The sequence below is a fragment of the Pseudothauera rhizosphaerae genome, assembly GCF_004801305.1.
Classification (GTDB): domain Bacteria; phylum Pseudomonadota; class Gammaproteobacteria; order Burkholderiales; family Rhodocyclaceae; genus Pseudothauera; species Pseudothauera rhizosphaerae.
The window spans coordinates 129,615-141,372 of record NZ_SSOD01000003.1 but is presented as its reverse complement, the minus strand read 5'-3'; the positions used below and the strand labels follow the sequence as shown (position 1 = coordinate 141,372).

The window sequence follows — 11,758 nt, the reverse complement described above, 5'->3', positions numbered from 1 at the left end:
CAGGACATGATCCTCGACTACCCGACCCTGAAACTCATCTGGTGGCTGCTGGTGGGCGTGCTGCTCATCGGCTTCGCCATCATGGACGGCCACGACATGGGCGTGGGCACGCTGCTGCCCTTCGTCGGCAGGAACGACACCGAGCGCCGCGTGGTGATCAACACCGTCGGCCCCCACTGGGACGGCAACCAGGTGTGGTTCATCACCGGCGGCGGGGCCATCTTCGCCGCCTGGCCCATCGTCTATGCCACGGCCTTCTCCGGCTTCTACTGGGCCATGCTGGCGGTGCTGTGGGCGCTGTTCTTCCGCCCGGTGGGCTTCGACTACCGCAGCAAGATCCACAACGCCGCCTGGCGCAGCACCTGGGACTGGGGCCTGTTCGTGGGCGGCTTCGTGCCGCCGGTGATCTTCGGCGTGGCCTTCGGCAACCTGCTGCAGGGCGTGCCCTTCCACTTCGACGACAGCCTGGTACCGTACTACACCGGCAGCTTCTGGCAGTTGCTCAACCCCTTCGCCCTGCTGTGCGGGGTGGTCTCCAGCGCCATGGTCACGCTGCAGGGCGCGGTGTATCTGATGCACCGCACCGAAGGCGAGGTCTACGAACGTACCCGCAAGGCCATGCTGGGCGCCGGGCTGGTGCTGCTCGCCGGCTTCACCGTGGCCGGCGTGTGGGTGCAGGAGATTCCGGGCTACGTCATCGCCGGCGCCATCGATCCCTCCGCCCTGCCCAACCCGCAGGCCAAGGAGGTCGTGCGCGAGGCCGGCGCCTGGATGGCCAACTACCGCGACCTGCCGGCCACGCTGCTGATCCCCGTCCTGGCCTACCTGGGCGCGGCCGCGGCGGTGTGGCTGGCCTGGCGGGGACGCACGCTGGCGGCCTTCGTGGCTTCGTCGTTGGGCATCGTGGGCGTGATCGGCACCGCCGGGGTGTCCATGTTCCCCTTCGTCATGCCTTCCATCACCGTGCCGGACGCCAGCCTCACCGTGTGGGACGCGGTGTCCAGCCACCGCACGCTGGCCATCATGTTCTGGGCCACGCTGATCTTCATGCCGCTCATCGTGCTCTACACCGGCTGGGCCTACAAGGTGATGGCCGGCAAGGTCACGGCCGCCTACGTGCGCGAAAACGAACATTCCGCCTATTGAAAGAGGGAGAACTCGCATGTGGTACTTCACCTGGGTGCTGGGCATCGGCTTCGCCGTGCTGCTGGCGATCCTGAACGTGCTGTGGATGGAGAACGAAAATGGACGCAACGGAAGCCTGCGGGCACGGCGCGACGCCGAAGACGCCTGAGACGGGCGGAGCGTGTGCCAACCCCCTCGCCATCGCGGTGGCGGTGGCGATCACGCTGGGCGTCACCGTCTATCCCCATGCCCTGGCCGGCCCGGACGGCGCCGCCGACCACTGGGCCGCCATGGCGGCCTTCTGGGCGATGAGTGCCGGCTACGTCAGCGGCGTGGGGTTCCGCCCGCGCCGGCCGGCTTTCCGGCTGCTGTTTTCCGGCTGGTCCTGCCTTGCGGCGCTGGCGGCGGCCGGTACGCGCATGGCCTGGCTGTGGGGATAGGGCGATGTATTTCCGCGTGATCGAGGATGCGCGCTCCAGCACGCTGGGTTATCTGCTGGCCGACCTCGACACCCTGGACGCGGTGGCGATCGATCCGCCGCCCGGGCAGGAGGCGCTCATCGGCGCGCTGCTCGACGAGCGCGGACTGCGCCTGCAGTACGTGGCGCGCACCCACGTGCACCGGCCGGACCACGCGGACTGCAGCGCCCTGTGCGCACACAGCGGCGCAGCCTGTGTGGCGGGAACGGAAATCGCCGGCGTGCCGGCCGTGCTCCGGCTCGGCCAGGGCGACACGCTGGTGTTCGGCGGCGAGGTGCTGCGCGTGCTGGCGACTCCGGGGCACACGCCGGCCTGCGTCAGCTACCAGTGGCGCGACCGCCTGTTCTGCGGCGACGTGTTCGACGTGGGCGGATGCGCAGTGGGGGACAGCGAATCCGACCCCGGCCTGCTCTATGACACGCTGACCCTGCGCATCTTCGCCCTGCCCGGTGAAACGCTGGTGTTCCCCGCGCACCGGCTGAAGGGCCGCACCGTTACCATGGTGGCCGAGGAACGCCGCCGCCATGCCCATGTGGCCGGCATCTCGCGGGAATCCTTCGTCACCGGGATGGCTTTCCGCCGCACGGTACGCCCGCGCATTGCGCCGGCTCCGGATGGGCGGTCGGGCGGATGAGCAAATTCCGATGGGGCCCGCCGGAATGAAAAATGGGGCTTTCGCCCCATTTTCTTGATGATCCACAGACTTCAGCAGAACGCTGCAGAGCAAATTCTGGAGCGGGAGATGGGACCTTAACATACATCCCAACCATTTGATTAACAAAGAATTATCTGTTTTCATGCATCACGAATTGACAACGTTTTAGATTTGTTTCTGTAACGTGTCAAATCTAAATCTACCCGCCAGTGTCGCCGGCAGATGGAGCCGCCGTCGGGCGGATACGTCCACCTTCTCAGTCCCTGCGCTTGTCGCGTTCGATCAACGCGTAGGCCGAATGGTTGTGGATGGATTCGAAGTTTTCCGATTCCACCACATAGGCGTCGATGCGCGGTTCGGCATTGAGCAGGCCGGCCTCGATTTCGGCGTTGATCCAAGCCATCGTTTCAAAGAGATATTTGCATCTTATGAGCTACATTCCAGCTCTATTTTCCACTCTTGAAGCCCAGAAGCCACAAGACGGAGCAAGAGCGCTTTCTTTGGCTTAAGTGTCTCTGATCCTGCGGCCTTCTGCTTGTTGATTTGCATCCCATAGGGTACATTTATGAATAAATAGCCTATTTTTGAAGCCCAGGGGATACAGTGTCCACACTAGCCGACGTTGCAGACATGTTGCGCAGCGCCCGCCGGGAAGCCGGTCTGAGTCAAGAAGCGCTCGCCCAACGCGCCGGAGTTTCACGTACCACCGTTGCCAGGATGGAAACGCTGGCAAAGGGAGACATGAGCGTTTCCGCTCTGGTACGCCTGCTGGAAGCTGCTGGCTACGACCTGAAGCCGGTCAGGCGGGGGCATGTCCGTACCGTCGAAGACATTCTGGCCGAACAGCGTCGAGGTGACGTCGAATGAAACTCGGCGTGCATGTCTGCGGACGGACCGTTGCGAACCTCTATCGGGAACGCGATGAGTATGTCGTGAAGTACCTGCCCGGTACGGACCCGGCAGACTTCATCAGCCTGACCATGCCTGTGCGTGAGGAACCCTGGCGCTGGCCACGCGACCTGCATCCATTCTTTCGCCAGAACCTGCCCGAAGGTTATTTGCTGAGCGTCATCCGTGAAGAGTTCGGACCGCTACTCGATGGCACCGATCTTTCGCTGCTGGCCGTCGTGGGCGGCATGGGTATCGGACGAGTCACCGTCACATCCGAAGGAGGCGCACCAGGCGAAGAGATGGCACCTCTGCAGGTCGAGCAGCTACTGAAGGCAGAGAACACCACGGAACACTTCGCCAGCCTGGTACGCCGATATGCCCGCGCATCCATCTCAGGCATGGTGCCCAAGTTCATTGCGCCGGAGGAAGGTCCGGGGGAACCGGATCATCCACTGGGCAAACCTACGTTGCGCACCAGCCATCACATCATCAAGGGGTCGGACGACAGCACACCCTATCTGGGCTTCAACGAGTTCTACACCATGCGGGTGTTGGAACGCCTGAACGTCGTACCGGTCGCCAAGACACGCATGTCCGATGATGGCCGCGTGCTGGTCGTGGATCGTTTCGACGTTGATGCAAATGGCGTGCCGACGCATGGTGTCGAAGATGCCTGCGGTCTGCTGGGGCTTCCGCCACACGAGAAGTACGCAACGACTACCGAGCGTGTCCTGAATGCGTCCCGGGTGTATCTGCCGGCTGCGAATGTCCGAACGCAACTGGGACAGTTTGGCTGGCATCTGCTGACCAACTATGTGGTGCGCAATGCCGATTTCCACGCCAAGAACATCGCGCTGTACTATGCCGGGCTGCAAAATGTAGCCTATGCGCCGGTCTACGATGTCGTGACGACGCAGGCTTATCCACGCCATGCCACCAATCCACCAGGGTTGTCCATCGATGGGCGCCAAACTTGGGTGGTTGGTAAAACCCTGGAACGGTTCTTCAAAGCAAGGCTGGGAATCGCACCCACGCAGTATGCGGAAATGGTGGAGTGCCTGTGCGAGTCAGCTGTCGAGGTAGGCCAGGAAGTGATTGAGGCCGCCAGGAATGAGCCCCGATGGCATACCGTAGCCAAGCAGATGGTGCATGCCTGGAATGAAGGAATGGCATCGCTGCGCAGTCCGAAAAGCTTGGTGGCGTTCAGGGGTCTGGAAGAGGTGATTGCTCGGGCGGGGTTTTCGGACCCGGAACGGCCAGAGAGCGGACGGACGGTTATTGGGAGGTCGGAGTTGTTGGGTAGACCACCTAAGCGATAAATATCTGTTTGGTGGCCAGGATGTCCACTAGGCCTCGCCGATAAGCGCCTTCAGATCGCCCAGGGTGCGCCCGATCATTTCGAATGCCTCCGCGCCGTCATACCGTAGCGACGACTCGTACCTGGCATATGGGCTGGCCGGACTGCGCACGGCGGACAGCCAGTTGAACGACCCCACGATCAGCCAGGCCAAGTCCACCAGTATCAACTTGCTGTGCACGCCTTGGGGGCTGGCCTTGTGTATCACGGCGCCGGCTGTGCTCAACTGCTCGATGCAATGGTTGAATTCCGGGACTTTCTGCTGGTTCAGACTCGGATCGGTAACGATGGTCACCCTCACGCCTCGGGCGCTAGCTTTCGTGATCAAGGCCAGAATATCGTCCGCCTGGATCGCGGCCATAGTCAGGAAGGGAGACACCACGACCAAGCGGGTTCGCGCGGTCTGAAAAGCTTCCACCAGTGCACTGCGATGATCGGCCAGATCGCGGATCAAGGCCACAGGTGACAGATCGAAGCCGGGTGCGAGCAGATCTGCCGGCACGTCGGTGATCTCATTCTGGCCTCCCATGAAAAGCGCGCGCCCGACGATGGCTGAGGGATGCTCGCCGACGGGGCGAAAGAGATGCATATTGCCGAACACGAGAAAGGCATCCTGCGCACGGGAAACTGCCACGTTCAGGATCGATGGATCTCTGTCGAAAAACGTCCGGCCCGGCTCGGCTTCCAGTCCGCAAGTGGGCGAAAAGATGACGACCCGCTGCTCGGCACCCTGCAGCGCGAAGACAGTTCCCACGGTGATATCGTGGCCCTTCCCGAATGCGTCATCCAGCGCGCGACGGATGGCATGCACCTGGGCAGCAAATGGCGTAATCACCGCAACCAGCTGACCGAAGGCCTTGTCGTCTTCCTTGAAGGCGTCCTCGATTTCCGTCTTGCGCTGTGCGAGCCATTTAGCGATAGCGGTCGCCTCCAGTAGATTGCGGCGGCTGGAGCCCCGCTTCTGCGACAAACCAGGCAGGTGGACATAGCCCAGGGTCGGCACCAGCTTGCGGGGGCCTTCTTCTCGGCACGGCTGTAGCAACCCCTGATAGGCCAACCGGTTGCTGATACCGATGATCTCCGGCCAGCAACGCCGATGCTCGCACAGAAACATCCCGCGACCGCGCAATGGATGCTTGGAGAACGGCGTAGCCCGTTGCCCCAATTGCATCAGGCTACCGGCAGACGCGGCGATGCCGGCGGCAAGGAAGTCGGTTTCCTCTGCGAATGCGGGGATGAGTCCGCACTGCGCCGCATTGGTCAAGTCAAGGGATCGAGGTACGGACCAGACGGGCTTGATCTGGTCGACATCGCCAACCACCAGCGCACGCTGTGCCAAGGAGAAAGAGGGAGCCCCGATCTCCGGAGAAACCTGCCCGGCTTCATCGACGATCAACAGGTCAATGGCGTTGTAAAGAGGCTTGGGCTTTCCGCGGAATCCCTCGAAGCGCCCTGGCAGGGTGAAGAGTGTCGACACAAAGCAAGGAAAGAGCTTGGCGAGCCGCCGGTATTGCCGAAGCAGTTTCTCAGGAGCCTTATTGTCTTCCATCTTGCCAGCACGGCCGAGGCTCTCGCTGACCTCCGTCAGGTAGCGTACCTCCCAGTAGTGAGTCGCCAGCTTGAACGCGGCGAAGCGGGGACCGATGTCCAATGCCGCCTGCGCATTGGCAAACGTCAGCACTTCCGGTTCGGGCACGAGACGCCGGAGTTCCTGCACTGCCTGGTCGAACCGGACCAGCCGCTGCCGATGTTCGCCAAGTGCCGCGCCGACCGTCTCGCGCGTGTCTTCCCCTGTATCCAGCATTGCGCGTAGGGCACGGTCCACCTCGTCTCGTTCCGGATGAAAGCGGAACCGCTTGCCGAGCAGCGCGGCATGCTCAGCCTCAGCGTCGGCCAGGAAGGCCAGGTCGCGTCGCCGCCGCATGCCGAGAATGCCTATGCCGGCCAGCAGCGCCATCCACCATCGTTCAGCCGCGCAATGATGGTGCCATTGCCGATACAGCGATCGGGCTTCACTTTCGTCTGCCGACGCTTTTGCTAGCTTCGCCTCCAACGCGGCCACATCAGCCTGCAGCGCTTTGCGTGCGCCGGAGGTATCCGCCGAGCTGAGCCCCTGTTCGCCGACATGCTCGTGCAGCAGTTGCAGCGCCTTCACCGCCGACCGGATGCTGCTTGCCACTTCCTGCAGTTTTCCAGCCAGCAGTTTGCGAACCGCATCGAGGTCATTTATCGTCTCTTCAGCAAATGCCGCCCTTGCCTTTGCCAGAAGCGCGTCGCGTGCTGTCGTGAAACCTGCATCCGTCTCGTATGCCTGCGCTTCATATTGCGCCTCTTTTCCCATCCCCTTCATGGCATGAACCTTGAAGCTCTTCTCGATCTTGGCCGTCTGGGAGGGCAGGAAAAGGCCATAGCTGGCGAGCTCAGGCAGCCAACGTCCGGCCAGCGCATCCGTTGGCTCCTTGACTTCGGCGAACGCCCGCAGGATGTTCAGCACAGCCTGGTTATTCGTCGAGGCAGCGACGATAAGCGGAGGTTCGCCGCCCGCCAAGGCCGCCTTGACCCATTCGGTGGCAATGACGCTGAGCAGCAGGGTCGTCTTGCCCGTACCGGGCGGACCATCGACTGTGAGCACGCTGGGCGCCTTGCCCGCCAGGTAATGCGCCAGCGATTCGCGCTGTGAATCCGCCAGCCCGTACCGGCACTCCATCTGACCCAGGTGGTCGATGGTTGCTGCCAGTTGCTCGGAGGCAGTTAACAGGCGTTGATCGCCAGCTTTCCTGGTCAGCGTTTCATACAACTGCACGTCAGGTGCATCGGGAGAGCGCAGACGATCGACCAGGGCTTCTATCGCGGCCGTCGCCGGGCTGGGGCCACGCAGCCAGAGGTGGCCGCAGTCCAACGGCACATAATCGTCAATGGCCAGTTCGGCCAGCGTCTGGCCGGTCAAGGCAAACGTCAGAGCCTCCGCTTGCGTCACCAGGGCCGACCATGAGCCTCGCTGATCGTTGTATCTGGCATACGCGGTATCGGCGCCTTCAACCGTACCCAAGGTCACTTCCCAAGGGGTGGGCTCAAGTAAATTGCGTGGCATCAATACTGATGCATTCGCTTTCTCGTCGTCGATCAGTTGGCCATCCTGGCGTAATTTGGCGTAGATGACGATCGGGGCGATCTTCGATGGGAGTCGATCGCTCACGTAGCCGTGCTCTGCACGCAAGGCAAAGACCCTGGGGCAAACGAGCACAGGAATAGGCCAAAGACGCTCATCGTCAATCGAGCCATTGGCAGCCTTCTTGGCGTGTGCGAAAAGCGTCTTGGTGGCGTGTTCACCAACCTTCCCGTCGGGAAGCAGATCCATCTGGACTTCAACGGTTCTGTCACTGCCAAAGCTTGGCGAAAGCCTCGACGCATCGGCAAGACTTGCCTGCAGGTAATCCAGGTAAGCCTTACTGTGTGGATTCATTGTCATTTTTCACGAGCACGCACGCTGCATCCGGCTACAGCCGATCATCGCTGTTAGCAACGATTTCCAGCCGATAGTGTACCCATGATTCCGGCCAGGATCTTGTCCATCGCCCGCTTCGCGGGTCAAGATGCACCGATTCTGCGTATACGCCCTGACCAGAGGATGCCTCCCCGCTGCCACCACACCGGTCCCGCAAGGAATCACCGCCAACAGCGAGGGCTCAACGAATCAACCATGACTATTCTCTTGCTCACCAATATCCTAAAATCATAAATTTAACATATCCCTATAGAAAACCTACACAGGTACTGAACTTGAAAACAGAGACCTGAGCATGAAGGCGAAAGAAGAGGTCAAGCAGTGGACCAGCCAAGCGTAAGAGTGTGCAGGTGCCGTCATCACTCAAGGCAAGACAACGATAGCCGAGGCCAGCCGGGCCCATGAACTGAGGCCTACGGAAATCGAGAGCAGGATGGATGGCGCCAAGCACGGCATGGAAAACTCGCTACGCACCAAACCCGAGGGCGTGTACGCGCAGCCGAAAAATAGACTTACATCGCGTGGCTGTGGGTGAATCTTAGAAACGTCGCTGGAAAGCAAAAAAGGCCAAAAACAGAGTTTTCGGCCTTTTTCAATCTATGGACTCCAGATGACGTCCATGGACATGAATTCTGGAGCGGGAAACGAGTCTCGAACTCGCGACCTCAACCTTGGCAAGGTTGCGCTCTACCAACTGAGCTATTCCCGCAGTGTCTTGCGCCGCGTCGTTTCGCGACGGGGGCCAACTATACCGCTCTTCGATTGGCGGTGCAACCGCCCGCGGCAGGCGCGGACGGCCGCCGGATCAGTATGCGCTCGCGGGCTCTCCCGTCGGCGCATGGACGTCCGCGTAGTAGCGCGCGGCGACGTCCGGGTGGGAGCGCAAACGGCCTTTCAACGCGTTGTCGCCGGCATTGTAGAAGAGCGGATTGTGCGGGTCCGATTCGGGGCCGGTGGCCTGCCACGCCAGCGCATCGGGCAGTTGCAGCAGCGGAATCGTCACCCCCAGCCGGGGGCCGGGGAAGAAGGCCACCGACAGGCGATCGCGCCCGGCCGGGGGGCTGAGCACGCGATGGACGGTGGCGCGCAGATAGCCGTTGGAGGCGAGTTCCAGCGCTTCGCCGATATTGACGACGAAGGCGCCGGGAATCGGCGGCGCGTCGATCCAGCGGCCATCGCGCTCCACCTGCAGACCGGGTTCCCGCTCCACCCACAGGAGGGTCACGAAGCAACTATCCTTGTGCGCGCCGCAACCCTGGCCGCCGCCCTGACCTTGCCCGGGATAGCGGATGATCTTGAGCTGCTGGGTCGGGTCGGGGAGGAAGCTGGCGTCGAAGACGTCCTCGGGCTGCTCCAGGGCCACGGCGAACGCGCGCAGCAGCTTGTGGGCGATCCCCACGCCCAGGGCCTGCCAGGTTTCGATGGCGGGACGCAGTTCCGGCAGTTCGGTGGGCCACTGGTTCGGCCCCTGCAGGCGGCGCCAGGCCGGGTCGCCCGCCTGCAGGCGGAGCGCCGGGCGTTCGGCGCCGAAGTCGATCTGTTCGCGCCAGTCCGGCTTGCCGCGGGTGATCTCGCGTCCGGTCCGCGTGTAGCCGCGGAAATGGGGCGAATGGATCATCTCGATGCCGAGCTTGGCGGCCTCGGGCAGGTCGAAGAAGGCGCGCGACTGGCTGAACACGGTAGTTATCAATTCGTCGGGCACGCCGTGGCCGACGAGGTAGAAGAAGCCGTCGGTACGCGCGGCCTCGCGCAGATCGGCGAGAAAACCGGCCCGGTCACTGTCGAAGCGCCGCAGATCGAGGATGGGAAAGGCATTGCTCATGGTTTCGCTCCTTTGCAGTCGGGCCTGTCGGGCGCGGGGTCGTGGCGACGCGGGATCGGTCTGGATGTTAGGAAGGCGGCATGAGACATGCCAACGAATGATTTCTGCGTTGCATACATGGGAAACCCGCAACGGTGTGCTGCCGGGGCATCCCGCGGCCGGTGCCTGCAGACCCGGCCACGGCGCACGCCAGGCGCACCAGCACGAGGCACCTCCGCACCGGGCTTCACCACGATAGTGCGCCGCCGGATTTCACGATTACTGCTGTTATTCAACATTCAACGCTCTTGATGGAAGTTCGAAGAATTTAGTAGCTGGCATGCCTGATGCTTTTGATTGGCCTGACTGGTCTGACCAGTCATAACAGTGAGTCGATAACCCGAACCGAACCATGCCCAGCATCTCCAGCATCGCCGCCCAAACCCTCCAGCGCCGCATCGTCTCGGGCGAGTTCGCCCAGGGCGACACCCTGCCCGCCCAGCGCGAACTGGCCGAGAGCCTGAACATCAGCCGCGCGTCGCTGCGCGAGGCGATTTCCATGCTCGAAGCCCTCGGCCTGGTGCGTTCCCAGGCCGGCAAGGGGGTGTTCGTGACCTGGGGCCGCAAGTCCGACCCGGAGCAGTTGCCGGCCGGACCGGCCGCGGTGCCGCCCCACGCGCTGTTCGAATTCCGCCACGCGCTGGAGCCGGCCTGGGCCGGCCTGGCCGCGCAGCGGGCGACGGCGGCGGAGCACGCGGCGCTGCGGACGATCCAGGCCGGCATGGAAGCCGCGCTGGCGGCGGGCGACCTGGTGCAGGCCTCGGAGCTGGACCTGCAGTTCCACCTGCGCCTGGCCGACCTGTCCGGCAACCCGCTGCTGCGGGCCGCAGCCGGCCAGTTCTCCGCCCAGATCGCCCACAGCCTGCGCCTGCCCTTTGCCGACGTGGGCGGCATGTGGGCGCCGGCCGACGAACACCGCCACATCCTCGCCGCCATCGAGGCGGGCGACGGTGCGGCGGCGGCGGCGGCCATGCGGGCGCACCTGGACGCGGCCGCCGCGCGGGTCGGCATCGACTTCCTCAGACCGGACACTTCCCTTCCCTCCCCTTCCTCCACCAAGGAGCCCAGCCATGCCTAAGCAACGCCGCAACTTCCTCCGCAGCCTCTTCGCCGGTGCCGCCCTGTTCGCGTGTGCCACCCTGCCCGTCCAGGCCGACGTGCTCGCCGACATCCAGCGCAACGGCACGCTGCGCGTCGCCGTGCCGCAGGACTTCCCGCCCTTCGGCAGCGTGGGCACCGACCTCAAGCCGCAGGGCTACGACATCGACATGGCGAGCCTGATCGCCAAGGAGCTCGGCGTGAAGGTCGAGCTGATCCCGGTGAGCAGCACCAACCGCATCCCCTTCCTGACCACCGGCAAGGCCGACCTGGTGATCTCCAGCCTGGGCAAGAACGCCGAGCGGGAGAAGGTCATCGACTTCTCCGACGCCTACGCGCCTTTCTTCAACGGCGTGTTCGGCCCCGCGGACGCGGCGGTGTCCGCGGTGGGCGATCTGGACGGCAAGACCGTGGGCGTGACCCGTGGCGCCGTGGAAGACCTGGAACTGAGCAAGATCGCCTCCCCCAAGGTGACGATCAAGCGCTTCGAGGACAACAACGCCACCATCTCCGCCTACCTCACCGGCCAGGTGCAGTTCATCGCCACCGGCAACGTGGTGGCCGCGGCGGTCAACGACATGACCAAGCTGCGCGGCCTGTCGGCCAAGTTCCTGATCAAGAACTCGCCCTGCTACGTGGGCGTGGCCAAGGGCGAAGCCGCGCTGCTGGCCCGCGTCAACGCGGTGATCGCCAAGGCCAAGGCCGACGGCTCCCTGGAACAGATCGCCCAGCGCTGGCTGAAGGCGCCGCTGCCGACGGACCTGTGAGCCAGCTCCGGCCGGGCATG

The 11,758-nt window shown here is 63.3% G+C and carries 10 protein-coding genes, 1 tRNA gene and 1 pseudogene; 8 read left to right on the top strand and 4 right to left on the bottom strand.

Translation table 11 applies throughout. The features are described 5' to 3' along the window. Positions 1-6: 6 nt before the first annotated feature. Genes cydB through E6O51_RS04520 form a run of 4 tightly spaced genes read left to right on the top strand, consistent with a single transcriptional unit; the run spans position 7 to position 2,238 of the window. Positions 7-1,146, top strand: a complete 1,140-nt coding sequence (gene cydB, locus E6O51_RS04535; protein ID WP_136383790.1) for a cytochrome d ubiquinol oxidase subunit II — start codon at positions 7-9, stop codon at positions 1,144-1,146. Between the two features lie 16 nt (positions 1,147-1,162). After that, positions 1,163-1,294, top strand: a complete 132-nt coding sequence (cydX, locus tag E6O51_RS04530) for a cytochrome bd-I oxidase subunit CydX (RefSeq protein ID WP_136383789.1) — start codon at positions 1,163-1,165, stop codon at positions 1,292-1,294. Further along, a complete protein-coding gene (locus E6O51_RS04525; protein ID WP_136383788.1) occupies positions 1,245-1,565 on the top strand; it encodes a cyd operon YbgE family protein in 321 nt (106 codons plus the stop codon). The genes cydX and E6O51_RS04525 overlap by 50 nt, the downstream gene beginning before the upstream one ends. 4 nt (positions 1,566-1,569) lie before the next feature. Beyond that, the gene (locus E6O51_RS04520; protein ID WP_136383787.1) at positions 1,570-2,238 is read left to right on the top strand and encodes an MBL fold metallo-hydrolase; all 669 of its coding nucleotides are present in this window, start codon (positions 1,570-1,572) and stop codon (positions 2,236-2,238) included. A gap of 277 nt (positions 2,239-2,515) precedes the next feature. Here the strand turns inward: E6O51_RS04520 and E6O51_RS04515 are convergent. Then, a pseudogene (locus E6O51_RS04515) lies at positions 2,516-2,635 on the bottom strand (GTP cyclohydrolase, FolE2/MptA family); the annotation flags it as partial. Positions 2,636-2,862: 227 nt separating this feature from the next. On the opposite strand from E6O51_RS04515, the gene E6O51_RS04510 reads away from it, so the two are divergent. Both E6O51_RS04510 and E6O51_RS04505 read left to right on the top strand, forming a co-directional pair. Then, complete coding sequence (locus E6O51_RS04510; RefSeq protein ID WP_136383786.1) at positions 2,863-3,126, top strand: helix-turn-helix transcriptional regulator; 264 nt, start codon at positions 2,863-2,865, stop codon at positions 3,124-3,126. Then, entirely contained in the window at positions 3,123-4,469 is a 1,347-nt protein-coding gene (locus tag E6O51_RS04505) for a type II toxin-antitoxin system HipA family toxin (protein ID WP_136383785.1), read from the top strand. The genes E6O51_RS04510 and E6O51_RS04505 overlap by 4 nt, the downstream gene beginning before the upstream one ends. Positions 4,470-4,496: 27 nt before the next feature. On the opposite strand, the gene E6O51_RS04500 is transcribed toward E6O51_RS04505, so the two are convergent. From E6O51_RS04500 to E6O51_RS04490, 3 genes are all read right to left on the bottom strand, one after another. After that, complete coding sequence (locus tag E6O51_RS04500; protein ID WP_168735184.1) at positions 4,497-7,970, bottom strand: AAA domain-containing protein; 3,474 nt, start codon at positions 7,968-7,970, stop codon at positions 4,497-4,499. Positions 7,971-8,645: 675 nt separating this feature from the next. Continuing rightward, positions 8,646-8,721, bottom strand: a tRNA-Gly gene (locus E6O51_RS04495). Between the two features lie 96 nt (positions 8,722-8,817). Then, positions 8,818-9,834, bottom strand: a complete 1,017-nt coding sequence (locus E6O51_RS04490) for an isopenicillin N synthase family dioxygenase (protein ID WP_136383783.1) — start codon at positions 9,832-9,834, stop codon at positions 8,818-8,820. A gap of 391 nt (positions 9,835-10,225) precedes the next feature. Here E6O51_RS04490 and E6O51_RS04485 point away from each other — a divergent pair, with 391 nt between their 5' ends. Together E6O51_RS04485 and E6O51_RS04480 are read left to right on the top strand one after the other, a co-directional pair. Next, entirely contained in the window at positions 10,226-10,951 is a 726-nt protein-coding gene (locus tag E6O51_RS04485; protein ID WP_136383782.1) for a FadR/GntR family transcriptional regulator, read from the top strand. Then, positions 10,944-11,738 carry a transporter substrate-binding domain-containing protein gene (locus E6O51_RS04480; RefSeq protein WP_136383781.1) on the top strand — a complete coding sequence of 265 codons (795 nt, stop codon included), beginning with the start codon at positions 10,944-10,946 and terminating at the stop codon, positions 11,736-11,738. The genes E6O51_RS04485 and E6O51_RS04480 overlap by 8 nt, the downstream gene beginning before the upstream one ends. The last annotated feature ends 20 nt before the right edge of the window (positions 11,739-11,758 follow it).